Origin of the sequence: Micromonospora sp. WMMD1076 (assembly GCF_029581475.1) — a bacterium.
GTDB classification, from domain to species: Bacteria; Actinomycetota; Actinomycetes; order Mycobacteriales; family Micromonosporaceae; genus Micromonospora; species Micromonospora aurantiaca.
Window position 1 is genome coordinate 5,930,707 of the sequence record NZ_CP120862.1, and the last position, 19,890, is coordinate 5,950,596.

At 72.5% G+C, this 19,890-nt stretch carries 21 protein-coding genes and 3 pseudogenes; 6 read left to right on the top strand and 18 right to left on the bottom strand.

What is annotated here, in order from left to right; all coding sequences use genetic code 11:
* The first annotated feature begins 163 nt into the window (after window positions 1-163).
* On the top strand, window positions 164-613 hold the full coding sequence (locus O7622_RS26725) for a hypothetical protein (RefSeq protein WP_282310894.1): 450 nt from the start codon (window positions 164-166) through the stop codon (window positions 611-613).
* Between the two features lie 91 nt (window positions 614-704).
* A complete protein-coding gene (locus O7622_RS26730; protein ID WP_282310895.1) occupies window positions 705-1,145 on the top strand; it encodes a hypothetical protein in 441 nt (146 codons plus the stop codon).
* 84 nt (window positions 1,146-1,229) lie between these two features.
* Here O7622_RS26730 and O7622_RS26735 read toward each other — a convergent pair whose 3' ends face one another.
* The gene (locus O7622_RS26735; protein ID WP_282310896.1) at window positions 1,230-1,571 is read right to left on the bottom strand and encodes a hypothetical protein; all 342 of its coding nucleotides are present in this window, start codon (window positions 1,569-1,571) and stop codon (window positions 1,230-1,232) included.
* Window positions 1,572-1,825: 254 nt separating this feature from the next.
* Here O7622_RS26735 and gndA point away from each other — a divergent pair, with 254 nt between their 5' ends.
* The gene (gene gndA, locus O7622_RS26740; protein WP_282310897.1) at window positions 1,826-3,268 is read left to right on the top strand and encodes an NADP-dependent phosphogluconate dehydrogenase; all 1,443 of its coding nucleotides are present in this window, start codon (window positions 1,826-1,828) and stop codon (window positions 3,266-3,268) included.
* A 27-nt stretch (window positions 3,269-3,295) separates the two neighbouring features.
* On the opposite strand, the gene O7622_RS26745 is transcribed toward gndA, so the two are convergent.
* The 4 genes from O7622_RS26745 to recO form a co-directional block, all read right to left on the bottom strand.
* Window positions 3,296-3,520, bottom strand: coding sequence for a thioredoxin reductase (locus O7622_RS26745; RefSeq protein WP_282310898.1), 225 nt, complete (start codon window positions 3,518-3,520; stop codon window positions 3,296-3,298).
* A gap of 147 nt (window positions 3,521-3,667) precedes the next feature.
* The gene (locus O7622_RS26750; protein ID WP_013287960.1) at window positions 3,668-3,853 is read right to left on the bottom strand and encodes a hypothetical protein; all 186 of its coding nucleotides are present in this window, start codon (window positions 3,851-3,853) and stop codon (window positions 3,668-3,670) included.
* A gap of 68 nt (window positions 3,854-3,921) precedes the next feature.
* A complete protein-coding gene (locus O7622_RS26755; RefSeq protein WP_018787341.1) occupies window positions 3,922-4,698 on the bottom strand; it encodes an isoprenyl transferase in 777 nt (258 codons plus the stop codon).
* A 32-nt stretch (window positions 4,699-4,730) separates the two neighbouring features.
* Window positions 4,731-5,603, bottom strand: coding sequence for a DNA repair protein RecO (gene recO / locus O7622_RS26760; RefSeq protein WP_282310899.1), 873 nt, complete (start codon window positions 5,601-5,603; stop codon window positions 4,731-4,733).
* 102 nt (window positions 5,604-5,705) lie between these two features.
* Here recO and O7622_RS26765 point away from each other — a divergent pair, with 102 nt between their 5' ends.
* The gene (locus tag O7622_RS26765) at window positions 5,706-6,539 is read left to right on the top strand and encodes a DUF4097 family beta strand repeat-containing protein (RefSeq protein ID WP_282310900.1); all 834 of its coding nucleotides are present in this window, start codon (window positions 5,706-5,708) and stop codon (window positions 6,537-6,539) included.
* Between the two features lie 61 nt (window positions 6,540-6,600).
* Here the strand turns inward: O7622_RS26765 and O7622_RS26770 are convergent, their stop codons facing one another.
* The 10 genes and pseudogenes from O7622_RS26770 to O7622_RS26815 form a co-directional block, all read right to left on the bottom strand.
* Window positions 6,601-7,776, bottom strand: a complete 1,176-nt coding sequence (locus tag O7622_RS26770; protein WP_282310901.1) for an acyltransferase — start codon at window positions 7,774-7,776, stop codon at window positions 6,601-6,603.
* A gap of 151 nt (window positions 7,777-7,927) precedes the next feature.
* Window positions 7,928-8,824, bottom strand: a complete 897-nt coding sequence (era, locus tag O7622_RS26775; protein ID WP_282310902.1) for a GTPase Era — start codon at window positions 8,822-8,824, stop codon at window positions 7,928-7,930.
* The gene (locus O7622_RS26780; RefSeq protein ID WP_120568509.1) at window positions 8,821-9,207 is read right to left on the bottom strand and encodes a cytidine deaminase; all 387 of its coding nucleotides are present in this window, start codon (window positions 9,205-9,207) and stop codon (window positions 8,821-8,823) included. Before O7622_RS26780 ends, era begins: the two co-directional genes overlap by 4 nt.
* Window positions 9,200-10,609, bottom strand: coding sequence for a hemolysin family protein (locus O7622_RS26785; RefSeq protein ID WP_282314235.1), 1,410 nt, complete (start codon window positions 10,607-10,609; stop codon window positions 9,200-9,202). The genes O7622_RS26780 and O7622_RS26785 overlap by 8 nt, the downstream gene beginning before the upstream one ends.
* Window positions 10,585-11,058 carry an rRNA maturation RNase YbeY gene (ybeY, locus tag O7622_RS26790; RefSeq protein WP_091421737.1) on the bottom strand — a complete coding sequence of 158 codons (474 nt, stop codon included), beginning with the start codon at window positions 11,056-11,058 and terminating at the stop codon, window positions 10,585-10,587. The genes O7622_RS26785 and ybeY overlap by 25 nt, the downstream gene beginning before the upstream one ends.
* Before the next feature lie 39 nt (window positions 11,059-11,097).
* A pseudogene (locus tag O7622_RS26795) lies at window positions 11,098-11,460 on the bottom strand (PhoH family protein); the annotation flags it as partial.
* Between the two features lie 261 nt (window positions 11,461-11,721).
* A pseudogene (locus tag O7622_RS29265) lies at window positions 11,722-12,543 on the bottom strand (LAGLIDADG family homing endonuclease); the annotation flags it as partial.
* Window positions 12,532-13,227: pseudogene (locus O7622_RS26805) on the bottom strand (PhoH family protein); the annotation flags it as partial. The pseudogenes O7622_RS26805 and O7622_RS29265, both read right to left, overlap by 12 nt.
* Window positions 13,228-13,361: 134 nt before the next feature.
* Complete coding sequence (locus O7622_RS26810; protein ID WP_282310903.1) at window positions 13,362-14,738, bottom strand: serine hydrolase domain-containing protein; 1,377 nt, start codon at window positions 14,736-14,738, stop codon at window positions 13,362-13,364.
* Complete coding sequence (locus O7622_RS26815) at window positions 14,735-15,079, bottom strand: histidine triad nucleotide-binding protein (RefSeq protein ID WP_282310904.1); 345 nt, start codon at window positions 15,077-15,079, stop codon at window positions 14,735-14,737. The genes O7622_RS26810 and O7622_RS26815 overlap by 4 nt, the downstream gene beginning before the upstream one ends.
* Window positions 15,080-15,172: 93 nt before the next feature.
* Here O7622_RS26815 and O7622_RS26820 point away from each other — a divergent pair, with 93 nt between their 5' ends.
* Window positions 15,173-15,934 (top strand): SDR family oxidoreductase, encoded by a 762-nt coding sequence (locus O7622_RS26820; RefSeq protein ID WP_282310905.1) that lies wholly within the window; start codon window positions 15,173-15,175, stop codon window positions 15,932-15,934.
* A 109-nt stretch (window positions 15,935-16,043) separates the two neighbouring features.
* On the opposite strand, the gene O7622_RS26825 is transcribed toward O7622_RS26820, so the two are convergent.
* From O7622_RS26825 to hrcA, 3 genes are all read right to left on the bottom strand, one after another.
* On the bottom strand, window positions 16,044-16,778 hold the full coding sequence (locus tag O7622_RS26825; protein ID WP_282310906.1) for a 16S rRNA (uracil(1498)-N(3))-methyltransferase: 735 nt from the start codon (window positions 16,776-16,778) through the stop codon (window positions 16,044-16,046).
* A 1-nt stretch (window position 16,779) separates the two neighbouring features.
* Window positions 16,780-17,925 carry a molecular chaperone DnaJ gene (dnaJ, locus tag O7622_RS26830; RefSeq protein ID WP_030274641.1) on the bottom strand — a complete coding sequence of 382 codons (1,146 nt, stop codon included), beginning with the start codon at window positions 17,923-17,925 and terminating at the stop codon, window positions 16,780-16,782.
* 73 nt (window positions 17,926-17,998) lie between these two features.
* On the bottom strand, window positions 17,999-19,021 hold the full coding sequence (gene hrcA / locus O7622_RS26835) for a heat-inducible transcriptional repressor HrcA (protein WP_282310907.1): 1,023 nt from the start codon (window positions 19,019-19,021) through the stop codon (window positions 17,999-18,001).
* A 230-nt stretch (window positions 19,022-19,251) separates the two neighbouring features.
* On the opposite strand from hrcA, the gene O7622_RS26840 reads away from it, so the two are divergent.
* Entirely contained in the window at window positions 19,252-19,860 is a 609-nt protein-coding gene (locus tag O7622_RS26840; RefSeq protein WP_282310908.1) for a DUF4870 domain-containing protein, read from the top strand.
* Window positions 19,861-19,890: the final 30 nt, after the last annotated feature.

Below are 19,890 nucleotides of genomic sequence, written 5' to 3' on the forward strand. Positions count from 1 at the left end.
GGCCAAGCCGGGCTAATTGCTGCCACGCGTTCGTGTCAGCGCAGGGTTCCGCCACCGCCGCTCTTCGGTAGGAGGATTTTTGAGTCTGACGACGAACACGACGGATGCGAGGCGGGCTCGGGCCAGGAAGCGGGGGCTGGCCGGGGGCACAGTGGCGTTGGCGATGACCACTCTCGCGGTGCTGGCGGCAACGCCGGCGATGGCTCTGACACCACCCAAGGACGGTCCGGCGACGGCGAACATCGTGCAGTCCTTCACGAACGGCGGAGGCTGGCCGGTTCCCCTGCGGACCGGCAACAACAGCTTCGGGGAGCAGCACATCGGCATCGGCGGCAGCACCAGGAACACCGCCAACCACGAGCTGACCAGTTTCGCGAAGACCCAGTGGGCCGCAGCTCTCAAGAAGTCCTGGATCGAGGGCCGGTTCCCCGGTTCGGAGGTCTACAGCCACAAGCACGAGACGCCCGGGGGCACAGACCGGACCATGTGCGTGGTCGTCGACACCAACGACTTCACGTACTCCGGCTCGAACTACGGCTACAAGGGAATCATCACGGCGTTCTGGATCGCGGGGCACTACTCCACCACCACCTGTAACAGCAGCCCGGGCTGACCCCGACAGCGAACTACAGTTGATGACCGGTGTGTCGCGGGGTCGACCGGAGCCCGCGACACACCGGCATTCGCGAATGAGGGGGCGAGCGGTGTCACGCACCATCACTGGGCATGTTCATTTCAACCCGGACCGTTCCATGCGCCTCGTGCTCAAGGGGCCGGACGGCCCTGTCGACGCGGGAACCACCCGGCGCTCGGCGGAACTCGGCCAGATGGCACAGCACGCCGCCGCCCGCATCTACGGATCCGGTCCGGCGGACGTCTCGCTTCTGGTGGACCGGCCGCCATGGCTACGACCGGGAATGATCGTACGGCTGCCCGCCTCGGCCGATCCCGGGGAAGCGACTCGGCACCCCTATGGTCAGGTGGTCGACTTCCTGCCGGTCGGCGGCGTGGTCGTGTGGCATCCCGAGAGCAGCGCGGGCGTCCACGCTGCGGAGGATCTCGTCGTCTGCGACCCTGCGTCCGTGGATCCGCGCATCGTCGGGGAGATATCCGGCCGGACCGGTATCCCCGCCACCTTCGAATGACCACGTCGATGTTCGCCCGGCGGACCGGGAAACCGATCAGGGGTGGCCGGCGGCAGCACCCCTGATCGGTTCATTCATGCGGAATCAGATATCGCGGAGGTTGATCCCCACCCGCTCGAAATTGCCGGTCGCGTAATCGCTGTAGTAGTCCTTGTTCTTCGTGGTGAACCAGGACGTCTCCTTGTCACAGCAGGCCAGCATGTCGAGGAAGCCCCGAGCCTCCGTACCACCGGCGATGTGGGAGCATCTGGCGATGACCCTGACCGGGTCCGGCGCCCAGTCGACAGCCTTGACGTCCTTCTTGGCAACGCAGTCGGCCGAGGCGGCCGATGCCGGTGAGTTCGGGGCCAGCGACAGCCCGCCGACGGCCAGTCCGAATACCAGAGCGGTGTGCGCGGCTTTCCTCAGATGAGCACGGATGACCATCACCCCCGATTTGAGCCCTCCCGCCCAGCCATCCTGACCGGACTCTCACAAGAAGGTATCCGTCAATATAGTTATATTTTCGGATTTCAACAAGCCGTCCGCCGGACCGCAGAGACGGAAACCGCCGGAGCCGAGGTACCGGACGCGCACCCGCAGCCACCGGGAACTCACCGCCCGTCGACGACCCGGTCCACCGCGTCGCCGATCGCGATACGGTCGCAGCACGGCAGCACGAACGAGAGGTGGCGGTACGCATGGCAGAGCAGGCGACGGCGCAGATCGGGGTCACCGGTCTGGCGGTGATGGGCCGCAACCTGGCCCGGAACCTGGCCCGCAACGGTTTCGCCGTGGCGGTGCACAACCGGTCGCCGGAACGTACCCGCAGCCTGGTCGCCGAGCACGGCGACGAGGGCACGTTCGTGCCGTCGGAGTCGCTCGCGGACTTCGTCGGCTCGCTGGAGCGGCCCCGCGCGGTGATCGTGATGGTGAAGGCTGGCGCGCCCACCGACGCGGTGATCGACGAGCTGGTGCCGCTGCTGGAGAAGGGGGACATCGTCGTCGACTGCGGCAACGCCCACTTCGCCGACACCCGCCGCCGGGAGGAGGCGCTGCGCGAGCACGGGCTGCACTTCGTCGGCACCGGCGTGTCCGGCGGCGAGGAGGGCGCGCTTCTCGGCCCGAGCATCATGCCCGGCGGGTCGGCCGAGTCGTACCGCAAGCTGGGGCCGATCTTCGAGAGGATCGCCGCGCAGGTGGACGGTGAGCCCTGCTGCCGGCACATCGGGCCGGACGGCGCGGGCCACTTCGTGAAGATGGTCCACAACGGCATCGAGTACGCCGACATGCAGCTCATCGCCGAGGCGTACGACCTGTTGCGGGCCGGTCTGTCGGCGAGCCCGGCGGAGATCGCGGAGATCTTCCGGGAGTGGAACGGCGGCGAGCTGGGGTCGTTCCTCGTCGAGATCACCGCCGACGTGCTCGGCCACACCGACGCGGCCACCGGCCAGGCGTTCGTGGACATCGTGCTCGACCAGGCCGAGCAGAAGGGCACCGGCCGCTGGACCGTGCAGAGCGCGCTGGATCTCGGCATCCCGATCACCGGCATCGCCGAGGCCACGTTCGCCCGGTCGCTGTCCGGCCACGCCGACCAGCGCGAGGCCGCCCGCCGGGTGTTCGCCGACGCGGGCGACAAGTGGCAGGTGGACGACCGGGACGCGTTCGTCGAGGACGTGCGCCGCGCGCTGCTGGCCAGCAAGATCGTCGCGTACGCGCAGGGGTTCGACCACATCCGGGCCGGCAGCCGGGAGTACGACTGGGACATCGACCTGGGCGGCACGGCCACCATCTGGCGGAGCGGCTGCATCATCCGGGCCGGTTTCCTGGACCGGATCCGGGAGGCGTACGACGCGGAGCCGGACCTGTCGACGCTGCTCGTCGCGCCCTGGTTCGCCGAGCGGGTCAGCGACGGCGTACCGGCCTGGCGACGGGTGGTGGCCGACGCGGCCCGGGCGGGCGTGCCGGCCCCGGCCTTCGGGTCGTCGCTGGCCTACTTCGACGCGCTGCGGGCGCGGCGGCTGCCGGCGGCGCTGATCCAGGGGCTGCGGGACAACTTCGGCGCGCACACCTACCACCGGGTGGACCGGGACGGGTCGTTCCACACGCTCTGGGCGGGCGACCGTTCCGAAGTGGAGGCGTGAGCCGCGCAGACAGCACCGCCGGACGGGTCACCAGGCCCGCTGACCGTCCGGGTCGGGCGCCCAGCCGGCGGCCGGCTCGCCCGACGCCAGCTCGCCGATCTCACCGGAGCGGACGGCGGGGGTGTGCCCGAGGTCGGCGCACCACCGCTGCGCGACGTCGGCGCACAGTGCGGCGACCGCGTCCCGGCGGGCCGGCTCCACCAGCTCGGCGGCGGCCAGGGCAGCAGTCATCTCGTACCGGAGATCGCGCATCCTCCACCCCCGTGGCGGGCGCGCACCCGGCGGCGCGCCCTGCGCCGATCGTAGAGCGGAACGCCCCGCGCCCGGCGGGAAAGCCGGATGCGGGGCGTCACGGCCGGGCCGGGTGTCGGCCGCAGCCACCAGGGTCGGGCGGCCGGGTCAGAAGAACCGGCGACGCCTGGCCTTCTGCGGCCGGATCAGGTCGGCGCCCTTGGTCAGCAGACGGCTCACCCCGGACGGGCCACGACGGGCCTCCAGGGTGTGGCTGAGCCGGCGCGCGCCGGCCGCCGCCAGCGGCACGGCGACCGCCATGACCGCCCACTGCGCGATCCGCTTCTGAATCATGTGGTTCACCTCCGCGTTTGCTGTCTGGGGGTATCGGTACCCAGCGCGGCGCGTCGGTAAGCGTGACCTCAGGCGCCCGGGGCGACCGGGTTGGGCAGGGCACCGCCGAAGCGGCGGTCGCGCTGGGCGTACAGCTCGCAGGCGTACCAGAGGTGGCGGCGGTCGAAGTCGGGCCAGAGCGTGTCCAGGTAGACCAGCTCGGCGTACGCGGTCTGCCAGAGCAGGAAGTTGGAGATGCGCTGCTCGCCGGAGGGGCGCAGGAACAGGTCGACCTCGGGCACCTCGGGGTGGTAGAGGTAGCGCGCGATCGTCTTCTCGTTCACCTTGGCCGGGTCGAGCTTGCCTGCGGCGACGTCGCGGGCGATCCCGGCGGCGGCGTCGGCGATCTCGGCCTGGCCGCCGTAGTTGACGCAGAACTGCAGCGTCAGCGTCGAGTTGCCGCGCGACATCTCCTCGGCGGTCTGCAGCTCGGAGATGACGCTCTTCCACAGCCGGCCGGCGCGGCCCGACCAGACCACCCGTACGCCCAGGTCGACGAGCTGGTCGCGGCGGCGGCGGATGACGTCCCTGTTGAAGCCCATCAGGAAGCGGACCTCGTCCGGCGAGCGCCGCCAGTTCTCGGTGGAGAACGCGTACGCCGACAGGTAGGGGATCCCCATCTCGATCGCGCCCTCGACGGCGTCGAACAGGCTGTGCTCACCCTGCTCGTGCCCCTTGGTGCGGGGCAGCCCGCGCTCCTTGGCCCAGCGGCCGTTGCCGTCCATCACGATGGCGACGTGCCGGGGCACCGCCGCGGGCGGCAGCGCCGGCGGACGGGCGCCGGAGGGGTGCGGGGTCGGCGGCACCGGCTCGCGGCGGGTCGCCCTCGTCGATCGGATCACTCGGTCATCTCCCTGTTCACTCCGGCGACGGGCCCGGCGCCGGAGCGCGGCGGGACCATACCCGGACCCGCGCCGCCGGGCGACGGGACCGCGCCGGCCGCCGGGGCACCCCGGTCGACCAGCGGCAGCGAGCGTAGCGCGCGCTCCAGATGCCACTGGAGGTGCGCCGCGACCAGCCCGCTGCACTCCCGGCGTACGCCGGTCTCCGCGGCGTCGGCGTACCCCCAGTCGCCGGAGGTCAGCGCGGACATCAGCTCCAGCGTGGCGGGCGCGGGGTGGGCGGCGCCGGGCGGCCGGCAGTCCGGGCAGACGGCGCCGCCGGCCGGTACGGAGAACGCGCGGTGCCGGCCCGGCTCGCCGCACACGGCGCAGGCGGCGAGCGCCGGCGCCCAGCCGGCGAACGCCATGCCGCGCAGGAGGTACGCGTCGAGCACGAGCGTGGTGGCGTGCTCGCCCCGGGCCAGCGACTTCATCGCGCCGAGGGTGAGCTGGAACAGCCGCAGCGACGGCTCGCGCTCGACCGGGGTGAGCCGCTCGGCGGTCTCGGCGATCGCGCTGGCCGCGGTGTAGCGGGGGTAGTCGCCGAGGAACCGCTTGCCGTACAGCTCGATCGCCTCGACCTGGCTGACGGTGTGCAACGAGCTGCCCTGGTTGCCCTTGGGGTCACCGGCGAGCTGGAGGTCGACGTGCCCGAACGGCTCCAGCCGGGCGCCGAACCGGCTCGTCGTGCGCCGCACGCCCCGGGCCACCGCGCGCAACCGGCCGTGCCGGCGGGTGAACAGCGTGATGATGCGGTCGGACTCGCCCAGCTTCTGCACACGCAGCACCACCGCGTCGTCGCGGTAGAGCTGTCGGCGGTACCCGGCCATCAGGCCATTCTCCCTCCGGGTGCGATCTCAGGGTCGGCTCGGGGTGGACGGTCGGGCGATCCCCGATGTGCCGGGCGTCCGGCCGGACCTAGTGTGCTGGTCATGGCTTCGCTCCGCACCGCTCCCCGGCCGCGCACGGGTTTCCGGCCACGCAACGCTTTCCGGCCACGCGGCGTGGTGGCCGCCACCGCGGCCACCGCCCTCATCGTCCTCGCCGGGTGCGACACCCTCTCGTTCCGCCGCCTCGACTTCGACCAGACCGAGCGGACGAAGATCACGAAGATCACCGTGGACGACGACGGCGCCGGCGACGTCGTGGTCCGGGCCAACGGCCCCGCCGACCAGGTACGCGTCAAGCGCGTGGTCCGCTACCAGGGCGACGAGCCGACCAGCCGGTACGAGATCAAGGGCGACGAACTCGTCCTGCCCACCGACTGCGGGCACCGGTGCAGCATCTCCTGGGAGGTGACCGCGCCGCCCGGCGTGGTGGTGCGCGGCGGCACCGGCTCGGGCAACGTCGACCTCAGCGACGTCGGCGCGGTGGAGTTCACGCTCAGCTCCGGCGACCTGACCATCAGGGGCACCACCGGCGAGGTCCGCGCGTCCACCACGTCGGGCAACATCCGGGTCGTCCAGGCGACCGGCCCGGTACGGCTGCGGGCCCGCTCCGGCGACATCGAGGCCCGCCGGCTCGCCTCCGCGATCGACGCGGAGACCACGTCCGGCAACATCGTCGTCGAGCTGGACCAGCCGGCACCGGCCCGGGTGCACGCCACGAGCGGAGACGTCGACCTGGCCGTGCCGGCGGGCCGCTACCGGGTGCGCGCCACCGCGACCTCAGGCGACACCGACGTGCGCGTCACCGACGACCCGACCGCGTCGGTGCAGCTCGACGCGTCCGCCACCAGCGGCAACGTCACGGTCAGCACCCGCTGAGGCGGACGGCGCACCTGGTCGGGCCGCGTGGTCGCTCAGTAGGGCCGCGCCCGGTGGCCGTTCAGTCGCCGCCGGGCGTGTCCGGCCGGGCCGCCCGGGCGCCGTCGCCCCGGCCGGGGTCCTCGGCCGGGCGGCGCGGTGCCGGCACCCGCGCCCCGACGCCCACCAGCGCGTCCTCGGCCCCGGCGGGGGCCGGGCCGGCCGGCGCGGCCGCCGCCCGGTCGGCCACGGTCCGTCGCGGCTCGCCGGGGACCAGTTCGGGGGTACGCCGGGCTGCGACGTCCTCGACCCAGCCGACCATGAGCGTCACCACGCCGACGAGGGCGAAGACCAGCCCCACCCGCAGCCACAGGCCGACCGGGTCGCGCGGCGACCAGCCGACCAGGCCGACGAGCGGGGTGAGGAGCACCACGAACGGCATGTGCCACAGGTAGACGGTCAGCGCCCGCCGGTTCACCACCGTCACCGCCCGGCCGAGCACCGGCACGCGGTCGACCCAGGTCACCCCGGCCGGTGCCCGGCCGATCGCCACCAGGATGAACGCGGCCGACCAGAGCGCGTTGCCGAGCGGGATGTCGTTGATGTCGTACCCGCGCGGACCCGGATGGGCGACGATCCAGGCCAGCCCGGCGGCGCCGACCACGGCGGCCACCGGCAGCAGCACCCGGTTGCGCATCCGGCGCAGCAGCCCGTCGTGGTGGGCGAAGCCGAGCAGCCAGGCGCCGAAGTAGAGGCCGAACTCGCGCAGCACAGTCGGCGGGTTCGCCAGGACGCCCACCTCGATCGCGACCAGCAGCAGGTACGGGGCGGCGAGCGTGGGCAGCGGCGCCCGGCGGAACAGCCAGAGCACGAACGGCGAGGCGAGCACGAACCACAGGTAGTCCCGCAGGTACCAGATGGGGCTGAGCGCCAGCCCACCCCAGTAGTTGGCCGGCGGGTCGCCGATCGGGAACAGCCAGAGCAGCACCTTGGGGCTGAACGCCAGCCCGGTGAGCAGCATGGCCGGTACGAAGACCGCGGCCACCACCCACAGCGACGGCAGGAGGCGGCGCAGCCGGCGGCCGACCGCGTGCGCCCCGCTGCGGTCGAGTGACGCCGCCATCAGCGACCCGGCCAGGGCGAACATCACCGACATCGCCGGGAACACCAGCGTGAGCGTGGCGTAACCGGTGACGTGGTAGGTGACGACGCGCAGGATGGCCAGGAAGCGGAGCAGGTCCAGATAGCGGTTTCGCATCAGCTCACGGCGGGGTCCGGGGGCAGAGACAATGGTCCCTACCCTGCTCCCGGAAGCTGTGAAACAGCCAAGAACACCGATGGAAAGTGAGATGTCCCATAGGTCTGGCTGATCCTGATCACCCACCGCCGGAGCCCACTCCGGCCGCCCGTCAGAAGCCGAGCTTGCGCAACTGCTTCGGGTCGCGCTGCCAGTCCTTCGCCACGCGTACGTGCAGGTCGAGGTAGACCCGGGTGCCGAGCAGCTCCTCGATCTGCCGCCGGGCGGTGGTGCCCACGTGCTTGAGGCGGCTGCCCCGGTGGCCGATGACGATGGCCTTCTGGCTCGGGCGTTCCACGTACACGTCGGCGTAGATCTTGGTGAGGTTGCCCTCCGGGATCATCTCCTCGACCACCACGGCGATGGAGTGCGGCAGCTCGTCGCGTACGCCCTCCAGCGCCGCCTCGCGGACCAGCTCCGCCACGAGCACCTGCTCCGGGTCGTCGGTGAGCATGTCGTCCGGGTAGAGCTGCGGCGAGGGCGGCAGGTAGCCGGTCATCACGTCGACGAGCGTGCCGACCTGGTGGCCGGAGACCGCGCTGACCGGCACCACGTCGGCGAACTCGCCCAGCTCGCTCACCGCGAGCAACTGCTCGGCCAGCCGCTTCTTGTCGACCAGGTCGGTCTTGGTGACCACAGCCAGCACTGTAGCCTTGAGGCTGGCCAGCTCGCCGGTGATGAAGCGGTCACCCCGGCCGATCGGCTCGTTCGCCGGCACGCACAGGCCGATCACGTCGACCTCGCTCCAGGTCTCCCGCACCAGGTCGTTGAGGCGCTCGCCGAGCAGCGTACGAGGCCGGTGCAGACCCGGGGTGTCGACCAGCACGAGTTGCGAGTCCGGCCGGTGCAGCACCGCCCGGATGATGTGCCGGGTGGTCTGCGGCTTGTTCGAGGTGATCGCGATCTTGGTGCCGACGATCGCGTTGGTGAGCGTCGACTTGCCGGCGTTCGGCCGCCCGACGAAACAGGCGAAACCGGCCCGGTAGGGGCGCGCCTCGGGCGTGGTCACTCGACCACCGTGCCGAGGACGGTGCCGTCCGGCGCGGCCACGTGGACCGGCGCGTCGGCGGAGAGGTCACGCACCGCGGCGTGCCCGGCCCCGTCCAGCGTCGACGCCTCGGTCACCACCACAGCGGCCTCCAGCCGGCTCGCGCCCGCCGCCACCGCCGAGGCGACAGCGAGCTGGAGCGCGGTCAGGGTCAGCGACGGCAGCGCCACGCTCGCCGCCGCGTACGTCCGGCCGTCCTGGTCGCGGACCGCGGCGCCCTCCACGGCCGCCACCCGGCTCCGCGCCCCCCGGGCCAGGACGACCAGCTTGGCGTCCTCGGCGCTCAGCTCGGCCGGGTCCGCGGGGGTGGGCAGTGCGGCCGGTACGGCGGGTGACTCAGGCATCGGCGGGTTGCCTCTCCTCGGAACGGTTGTTGTCGCCACGGGAATCGGGCGGATCGCCGCGGTTGGTGCCCTCCGGCGCGTCACCCCGGTCGGCCCGGCTCACCAGAACCGTGTCGATCCGGTTGCGCCGACCGGTCGTGCCCTCGGCCACCAGCCGCAGACCGGCCACCTCGGCCTCGGCGCCCGGGATGGGCACCCGGCCGAGCGCCTGGGCGAGCAGACCACCGACCGTCTCCACCTCGTCGGTGGGCAGCTCGGTGTCGAACAGCTCGCCCAGATTCTCCACCGGCAGCCGCGCGGTCACCCGCACGGCCCCGTCCGGCAGGTGCTCGACCGGCGGCCGCTCGACATCGTACTCGTCGGTGATCTCCCCGACGATCTCCTCCAGGATGTCCTCGATGGTGACCAGCCCGCCGGTACCGCCGTACTCGTCGACCACGATGACCAGGTGGTTGCGGGCCGCCTGCATCTCGGAGAGCAGGTCGTCCACCGGCTTGGACTCCGGCACGAACGTGGCCGGACGCATCAGCTCGGCCACCGGCATCTGCCGGGCGGCCTGGTCGCCCTGCACCCGCCGGATCAGATCCTTGAGGTAGAGCACACCGAGCACGTCGTCGACGTTCTCGCCGATCACCGGGATCCGGGAGAAGCCGGAGCGCAGGAACAACGCCAGCGCCTGCGCGAGCGTCTTGCGTTCCTCGATCCACACCATCTCGGTGCGCGGCACCATCACCTCACGGGCGATGGTGTCGCCGAGCGCGAAGACCGAGTGGATCATCTGGCGCTCACCGTGCTCCACCACCCCGCGCTGCTCGGCCAGGTCGACCAGCTCCCGCAGCTCCACCTGGGTCGCGAACGGTCCCTCACGGAAGCCCTTGCCGGGGGTGACCGCGTTGCCGATCAGGATCAGCAGCGACGCCAGCGGGTTGAGCGCGCGGCCGAGCCAGCGCACCAGCGGCGCGACAGCGCGGCTGACCGCGTACGCGTGCTGGCGGCCGATGGTCCGCGGGCCGACGCCGACCACGACGAAGCTCACCACTGTCATCGCGCCGGCGGTCACCAGCGCCGCCCGCCAGCCCGCGCCGAACGTGTCGACAGCCACCAGCGCGACGAGCGTGGTGGCGGTCAACTCGGCCAGCAGACGCAGCAGGAGCAGCAGGTTCAGGTGGCGGACCACGTCACCGGCGACCGCCTGGAGGGCACGCCCACCGCGTGCGCCGTCCCGGGTCAGCTCGGCGGCGCGGGCCGGGGAGACAGCGGCAAGCGCCGCCTCGGTCATCGCGATCAGGCCGGCGAGCACCACCAGCCCGGCGGCGAAGACCAGGAGTTGAAGATCGGGCAGACCGGCGGGGGCGCGGACCGCCGCCAAGGCGTCCATCACCGCGACCGGGTCGACCGCCAGCTGGCCAGCAGCCGGGCCTGGAGACCGAACATCTCCCGCTCCTCCTCGGGCTCGGCGTGGTCGTAGCCCAGCAGGTGCAGCACACCGTGCACGGTGAGCAGGTGCAGCTCGTCGGCGGCCGAGTGCCCCGCGGCGGCGGCCTGCTTGGCCGCCACCTCCGGGCAGAGCACGATGTCGCCGAGCAGGGCCGGCTCACCGCCGGCCGGGCTGCTCTCCCCCGGGCCGTGGTCGACGCTGCCCTCGTCCATGGGGAAGGCGAGCACGTCGGTCGGGCCGTCGCCACCCATCCAGCGGTGGTTCAGCTCCGACATGTATTCGATGTCGACGAGCAGCACGGACAGCTCGGCGAGGGGATTGACCCCCATCTCGTCGAGGGCGTGCCGCGCGACGGCGAGCACGGCGTCGGTGTCGACGTCGACACCGGACTCGTTGGCGATCTCGATGGACAACTGTCTTCCTCTGATGATGTGGCGGCTTGCGCCGGTGGGTCAGCGGCGCCGGCCGGCCCGGCCGCCCTGGGCGGTCCGCCCCGGTACGGCGTGCACGCTCTGCGCCTGCTGGTTCTCCCGCTCGGCGTCCCAGCGGGCGTACGCGTCGACGATGTCGCCCACCAGCTTGTGGCGCACCACGTCGGAGCTGGAGAGCTGGGCGAAGTGCACGTCCTCGACGTTGTCCAGGATCTCCCGGACCACCCGCAGGCCGCTCGTCGTACCGCCGGGAAGGTCCACCTGGGTGACGTCACCGGTGACGACGATCTTCGAGCCGAAGCCGAGCCGGGTGAGGAACATCTTCATCTGCTCGGGCGTGGTGTTCTGCGCCTCGTCCAGGATGATGAACGCGTCGTTGAGGGTGTTGTGAGTCACCAGGAAGTCGTCGGTGACGTAGAGCGAGTCCTCCGCCGCGACCTGGATGCACATCGTCTCCCGCACCCCGGCCGGGATGATCGAGTCGATGAAACGCATCGGCCGGCCACCGCCGTGCTCGTCGTAGACCCGGCGCTTACGCGACAGGCGGAACGGCGCGACACCGGCGGGTAGCCGGATCTCCACGACGTAGGCGTCGGACCGGTACGGAACCGGCCGGCCCTTCGCCAGCCCGGGCTTGCGTCCCTCGGCCTGACGAACCCGCGCCGTGGCCACCCCTCCGAGCGACTCGACCAGGTGGACCACGTCGTCGCACAACCGGGGGGAAGTGGTCGAGTACTGCACACGGCACGTGCGTCCGGCCTGGGTGACCGGCCCGCCGTCGGTGTCCAGCAGCCCTTGCAGGACCGCCAGCCGGACGCCGACGCTGTTGTTCTTGTAGACCTCGGGGACGAACTTCGTGCCCGAGGTGGCCCCGGCCAGCCCCAGTTCGCGGACGGCCACCGTCACCGGGTTCGCCACGATCACGCCGTCGCGGTGCCCGTTGACGTGCCGGAGGACGTAGTCGTAGTCACCCTTGCGGACCAGTTGGATGTCGACGAGCGCCTCCTCCAGCGCGGTCGCCAGCTCCGGGTCGGCGGTGCAGAAGGCCGGCGTGGCGCGGGACGAGATCGCGCCGTCGCCGAGCAGCAGCCCGAGCGCGTACGGGTCGAGCGGAACCGCCCGCGGCTCCATCTGCACCGGCGCGACGAGCGGGAGTTCGTAGCGACGGGTGTGGCCTCGCCACTCCTTGCCGATCATCTCCTGCGTCTCGATCGTGCGCCGGCGCCCATGCCGCTTGTCGTCCGGCGTGGCGACGGTCCACAGGTGCTCACCACAGCAGAGCGTGGACGCGCCGTCCTGCGTGGTGACCCGGTAGGTCTGCTTCGGCCCCTGGGGATAGATGCCGATCACCGGCGTGGGCGTCCCGTCCGAGCCGATGACCAGGTCGCCGACCTGGAGCGAGCCGAACGGCCGGAAGCCCTCCGGGGTCAGCACCCGGGCGTCGTACGGCTGGGCCCGCCCGCGCATGTACGCCAGCGGCGCGACCTCGATCGTGCCGGCGGCCATCAGCTTCGGGATGGTCTCCGGGTCGAGCATGTCGTGCAGCGCGTCGTAGAGCGGGCGCAGGTAGGGGTCGATCTTCTCGTTCAGGGTGCCGGGCAGGAAGCCCAGCCGCTCCCCCGCCTCGACCGCCGGCCGGGTCAGGATGATCCGGTTGACCTGCTTGGCCTGGAGCGCCTGCACGGCCTTCGCCATGGCCAGGTACGTCTTGCCGGTACCCGCCGGGCCGATGCCGAAGACGATGGTGTGGGCGTCGATCGCGTCGACGTACTTCTTCTGCCCCAGCGTCTTGGGACGGATGGTGCGGCCGCGCCGGGAGAGGATGTTGAGCGTCAGGACCTCGGCGGGCCGCTCGGCGCCGCCCTGTTCGAGCATGCCGACGGTACGCCGTACCGCGTCTGTGGTCAGGGTCTCGCCTTTCTCGATCAGTTCGAGCAGCTCACTGAAGAGGCGCTCGGCGAGGGCGTTGTCGGCGGGGGCGCCGGTGATGGTGATCTCGTTGCCGCGGACGTGGACGTCGCTGTCGATCGAGCGCTCGACGAGCCGCAGGATCTCGTCGCCCGCGCCGAGCAGGTTCACCATGATCTTCTGGTCGGGGACCGTGATCCTGGTCTGCACACGCGGCGTGCCGGGAGGTGGGGTGCCGGTCATAGGTCGGGCCGTCGGGCCCTGCGCCACCTGCTCTCCGCTTATCGGGCGCCGGGCCCTGCTGGCGCGGCGTACGGTTACCTCCATCGTATCGGGTCGGCACCGTCCGCACCGCGCCCATTTCCGGTGCCCGGCGGTCAGGCCCCGGCGCGGAAGTCGTACCCGTCGAAGGTCTCCTGGGTGCGGGTGAAGCGGTAGGTCGCCCAGTGCATCCGGGCCACGACGCCCCGTTCGTCGCGGGTCAGCCGCAGCAGCTCCCCCACCTCGCGGCCGGAGACCGTGCGGAACACGTCCGGCCGGTCCGGCAGCGGCGCGAACACGGCGGGCGGCTTCCCGGCCGGGTCGTCCGCGCCACGCGCCCGCAGCGTCCCGTCGTGCCAGGAGAAGACGTACTCGAAGCCTTCGCCCCACCAGCGGCCCAGCACGCCGCGAAGGTGGTCCGGCGCGGGCGGGCCGGGACGCCACGGCTCGATCTCCGCCGGGTCGTGCTCGGCGGCGGTGGCGAGCAGCCGGTGTGACAGGTCGAACACCTCCACGCCGGTGCCGGACGAGCCGAGCACGGCGGCGCCCATCGCCCCGGCGGTGCCCGGCCCGCCGCACCGCCCGTAGACCGCGGCGAGGAATCCGGGCATCGCGCCGTCGTGGCCCACGTGGGTCACCCGCTCCGGTTGCGGGATCAGGATCAGCCCCAGCCCGAAGCCGGCCGACCAGACCGACTCGTCGGTGGGCGTGAGCGGCCAGCGCATCTCCTCGACAGTCGTCGCGGCGAGCACCGCGCCGTCCGGGTCCACAGCCACCGGGTCGGCCAGGAACGCGGCCCAGCGGGCCATGTCCGGCGCGGTGCTCCAGAGCTGCGCGGCGGGGGCCACCGCGCCGAAGTCGGCGGGTGGTTCCGGGCGGGCCTCGTCGGAGTACGCGTCGACCAGGAACCCGGTCGCGGCCCACTCGGTCGGGTACGGGCCGGTGGCGGTCAGCCCGAGCGGGGTGAGCACCCGGTCGGCCAGCACCTCGGCCCAGGTACCGCCGCGCAGCCGGGCGACCGCCTCACCGAGCAGCGCCGGGCCGAGGTTGGAGTAGTGGAAGCGGCGGCCGGTGGGCAGCACCCGCTCGACCCGGGCGAGGTCGGCCAGCAGCTCGTCGACGGCCGGGGCGCGCAGGCTGTCCCACACGTCGCCGTGCGGCTCGCGTTGCAGGCCGGCGGTGTGCGACAGCAGCCGGCGTACTGTCGCGTCGCCGTGCGCGGGCAGGTCGAGGTGCCGCCCGATCGGGTCGTCCAGGTCGAGCAGGCCGTCGTCGCGGCACTGCATGACGAGCACCGCGGTGAAGGTCTTGGTGACCGAGCCGATCCGGAACACCGTCTCCGGCCCCAGCGGGGTGTCGTTGCCGGTGTCGCCCACGGTGCAGGTCCAGACCGGCCGGTCGGCCCGGTGCAGGGCGGCCGACACCGCCGGGATCCGCCCGGTGGCCTGGGCCTGGCGCACCATCCGGCCGAGCCGGTCGGAGACGTCGGTCATCGGCAGAGCATCGGGCCGAGGGGCGCACCGCCGAGCAGGTGGGCGTGCACGTGGAAGACCTCCTGGCCGCCGTACGGGCCGGTGTTGAACATCAGCCGGAACCCGTCCACTGTCAGGCCCTCCTCCTCGGCGACCACGGCGGCGGTCTGGAGCACGTCGCCGGCCAGCTCGGGCGCGCCCTGGGCCAGCGTGGCCACGTCCGCGTAGTGCTCCTTCGGGATCACCAGCACGTGCGTGGGCGCCTTCGGGTCGATGTCCCGGAAGGCCAGGGTGGTGGCGGTCTCGCGGACGATGGTGGCCGGAATCTCCCCGGCGACGATCCGGCAGAAGAGGCAGTCCATCGCAGCAGTGTAAGGAGGGGCCCCTGCTTAACGCCTCCGGTATGGGAAGGGGCCCTTCTCGACAGCCTGGCCCGGTGCGGCAGGATGGCCGCCATGTCGGGACGGGCGGTGCTGGTGACGGGGGCCTCGCGGGGCATCGGGCGGGCGGTGGCGTGGGCGTTCGCCGCCGGTGGAGACCGGGTGGCGATCCACCACCGGGACTCGAACGGGCTGGCCGAGCGGCTGCGCACCGAGTTGCCCGGTGACGGGCACGTGGTGGTACGCGCCGACCTGGCCGATCCCGACGCGGTACGGACCATGGTGGACGAGGCGGCCCAGCGGCTCGGCGGCCTCGACGTACTCGTCAACAACGCCGGGGTGTTCGGGCCGGCCGATCCCCCGCACCCGGTCTTCGAGAGCAGCTACGAGCAGTGGCGGGCGCGCTGGCGTGAGGTGCTCGACACCAACCTCGTCGGCGCCGCGAACGCCGCCTGGTGCGCCGCGCAGCACATGCGCGAACGCGGGGGCCGGATCGTCAACGTCTCGTCCCGGGGCGCGTTCCGGGGCGAGCCGGCCAACCCGGCGTACGGGGCCAGCAAGGCCGGGATGAACGCGATGGCCCAGTCGCTGGCGGTGGCACTGGCGCCGTACGGCATCGGGGTGGCGTGCGTGGCGCCCGGCTTCGTCGAGACCGACATGACGAACGAGCACCTGAAGGCCGAGCGGGGCGAGGCGGTACGCGCCCAGTCCCCGTTCCACCGGGTGGCCCGGCCGGAGGAGATCGCGGCGGCGGTCCACTGGCTGGCGAGCCCCGAGGCCGAGTGGGCGGCAGGCACCATCATCGACCTGAACGGCGCCTCCTACCTCCGCTCCTGACCCCACGCCCCCGCGATCTTGCACTTTCAGCCCCGACAAAACACCGCAAGGGGCGCAACGCGGGCCGAAACTGCAAGGTCAGTGCGGCGGGAGCGCGCGGCGGGCGGGGTTACCAGTGGGTCAGGCGGGTGGCCAGGACTGTGAGGGCTGCCACGCCTGCTGTGGAGGTGCGCAGGACTGACGGGCCCAGGCGGACCGTGCGGGCGCCCGCGTCGGCGAACGCGGCCAGCTCGTGGTCGGCGATGCCGCCCTCCGGGCCGACCACCAGCACGATCTCTCCGGCGGCCGGCAGGTCGACTGTGGTCAGCCGGTCCTGGGCGCCCTCGTGCAGCACGAACGCGCCGGCCGCACCGGCGATCCGGCGCGCCACCGAGGCGGTGGACTCGTCCGGGGCGCCGGCCACCACCGGCAGCCACGGGCGGCGGGCCTGCTTGGCCGCCTCGCGGGCGGTCGCGACCCACTTCTGCCGGGCCCGTCCGCCCCGCTCACCGCGCCACTGCGCCACCGAGCGGGACGCCGCCCACGGCACGATCTCGTCCACGCCGACCTCGGTCATCGCCTGCACCGCGAGTTCGCCCCGGTCGCCCTTGGCGATGCCCTGCACCACGACGAGCCGGGGTACCGGCGCGTCCGCGTACCCCCGGCTGGTGACCCGCAGGTCGAGCGTGCCGCGGCCGACGGCGGTGACCACCGCGGCGGCGGTGCCGCCCCGGCCGTCGGCGAGCACCAGTTCCTCGCCGACGCGCAGCCGCTGCACGGTGGCCGCGTGGTGGCCCTCCGGGCCGTCGAGCGTCAGCGTGTCACCGGTGGGCAGCGCCTCGACCAGGAACAGCGGGGCGGACACCTCAGGCGTGCCCGTTGAAGGCGTCGCGCATCCGGGAGAAGAAGCCGCCCTGCTTGGTCAGCTCGGCGACCTCCTCGCCGCGGGTCTTGGCGAAGTCGCGCAGCATCCGCTCCTGGTCGGCGTCGAGCTTCGTCGGGGTACGCACGTCCAGGTGCACGTAGAGGTCACCCCGGCCGGTGCCGCGCAGGTGCGGTACGCCCCGGGCGCGCAGCCGCATCGTGCTGCCGGGCTGGGTGCCGGGCTTGACGTCGACCGTCTCCTCGCTGTCCAGCGTCTTGATGGTCAGCCGGGTGCCGAGCGCGGCGGCGGTCATCGGCACCGTGACCCGGCAGTGCAGGTCGTCGCCCTTGCGGGAGTAGACGTCGTGCGGCCGCTCGTGGATCTCGACGTAGAGGTCACCGGCGGTGCCGCCGCCCGGCCCGACCTCGCCCTGCTGGGCCAGGCGGATCCGCATGCCGTCCTCGACCCCGGCCGGGATCTTCACGGTGAGCGAGCGGCGGGTGCGCACCCGGCCGTCACCGGCGCAGGTCGGGCAGGGGTGCGGGATGGTGGTGCCGTAGCCCTGGCAGACGGTGCACGGCCGGGCGGAGACCACCTGGCCGAGGAACGTCCGCTGCACCGACTGCACCTCGCCCCGGCCGCCGCACGCCTCGCAGGTGGCCAGGTGGGTGCCGGCGGCGGTGCCGGCGCCGGAGCAGGTGGTGCAGAGCACCGCGGTGTCGACGGTGATCGGCGCCTCGACGCCGAACGCGGTCTCGTTGAGGTCCAGCTCCAGGCGCAGGATCGCGTCCGCGCCGGGGCGGGTACGCGGACGCGGACCCCGGCTGCCACCCGCGGCACCGCCGAAGAACGCGTCCATGATGTCCTGGAAGCCGACGAACGGACCGGCGCCGCCCGGGCCGCCGGGACCGCCCATGCCACCGCCGCCCGGGGCGAGCGGGTCGCCACCCAGGTCGACGATCTGCCGCTTCCGGTCGTCCGAGAGGACCTCGTACGCGGCGTTGATGTCCTTGAACTTCTCCTGGGCCTCCGGGTCCGGATTGACGTCCGGGTGGAACTGCCGCGCCAGCTTGCGGTAGGCGCGCTTGATCTCGTCGTCGGAGGCGTCCCGGCTCACGCCGAGAATGCCGTAGTAGTCCCTGGCCACTGCGTTAGGTGTCCTCATGTTCGTCTCGCGTCGCTCCGGTCGTCGGCCGGAACCGGCCGTCGGCCCTGACTGGTCAGTTCTGGGCCAGCAGTTCGCCCACGTAGCGTGCCACGGCCCTCACCATGGCGATATTGCCGGGGTAGTCCATCCGGGTCGGCCCGAGCACGCCGAGCCCACCGACGATCGTGCTGCCCGGTCCGTAGCCGGTGCTGACCACCGAGGCGGCCCGCAGGTTGTCGAATTCGTTCTCGTCGCCGATGAGCACCCGGGTGGTGCTCGGCTCCGTCTCACCGATCAGCTTGAGCAGCACTACCTCTTCTTCGAGCGCTTCCAGGATGGGCCGCAGCGAGCCCTGGAAGTCGAGCAGGCCGCCCCGGGTCAGGTTGGCCTGTCCGGCCAGCGCGAGGCGCTCCTCGTGCCGTTCCACCAGCGTCTCCAGCAGCACTGTGGAGAGCGTGGTCATGGCCGGGCGCAGATGCGGCGCGGACTCCTCGACGAGCGCCTGCACCAGCGGCGGCGTCTCGGCGAGCTGGCTGCCGACGAGCTTCTCGTTCACCAGCCGGCGCAGGTCGGTCACGTCGTCGGCGGGCACCGGGGCGGGCAGCTCGACCAGCCGCTGCTCGACCCGGCCGGTGTCGGCGATCATGACGACCGTCAGCCGGGTGGTGGAGATCGGCACCAGCTCCAGGTGGCGCACCTTGGAGCGGGCGAGGCTCGGGTACTGCACCACAGCCACCTGCCGGGTCAACTGGGCCAGCAGGCGGACCGTGCGGTGCACCACGTCGTCCAGGTCGACGGCGCCGACCAGGAAGCGCTCGATCGCCCGGCGCTCGGCCGGGCTGAGCGGCTTGACCCGGGACAGCCGGTCGACGAAGAGGCGGTAGCCGCGGTCGGTGGGCACCCGGCCGGCGCTGGTGTGCGGCTGCCGGATGTAGCCCTCCTCCTCCAGCACCGCCATGTCGTTGCGCACGGTGGCCGGCGAGACGCCGAGCTGGTGCCGCTCGACCAGGGCCTTGCTGCCGACCGGTTCCTGCGTGGCGACGTAGTCCTCGACGATCGCGCGCAGCACGGCGAGTTTGCGGTCGTCGAGACCCATTCCCCACCTCCTGACGCACATCGGTCGGGCCGGCGCGGCATCCGCCGGGCGGCTGGCACTCGACTGTAGCGAGTGCCAGTCTACGTCGGCACCCCCGCCGGCGCGATGATCGCCTGACGGACCTGCGGTGCGGCCCACCACACAGCGCACCCCACCAGGGCCGAACAGCCGGTCATCGTCGGTCTGTGTCGCTCTGGTGCGAGTTGACCTGTGCCCCTACCGTGGCGACCATGACTGAACCTCCTCGCCCTCCAGGGGCAGGGGACTCCGGCCCCCAGCCCGACCCGTCGGCGCCCTACGGCTCGTCGCCGGGCAGCGAACCGCCCACCGCTCCACTGTCCGGGGCGCCCGGCGCCGGCGGCTATCCCCCGCCCGGTGACTATCCGCCTCCGGGCGGCTACCCGCCCCCCGGTGGTTACCCTCCGCCGGACGGCACGCCCGGCTACGGCGCCGGCTACCCCGGTGGCGGGTACGGCCCCGCCGCGTACGCCGACAACGACGAGAAGACGTGGGCCCTGGTGGCGCACTTCGGTGGCGCCGCGGGTGTCATCGTCGGCGGCGGTCTGCTCGGCTGGGTCGCCCCGCTGATCGCGATGATGACCCGCGGTCAGCAGTCGCCGACGGTCCGCGCCCACGCGGTCGCGGCGCTGAACTTCCAGATCACCTGGACCATCGCCAGCGTGCTCGCCTGGGTGATCACGGTCATCACCTGCGGGATCCTGTTCTTCGTCCCGATGCTGGTCTGGCTGGTGCCGCTGATCTTCGGGATCATCGGCGGGGTCAAGGCCAACGAGGGTGTGCTCTACCGCTACCCGATGACCTACAACTTCATCAAGTGACACCACCGGCCGGCCGAGGGGGCGGCCGGC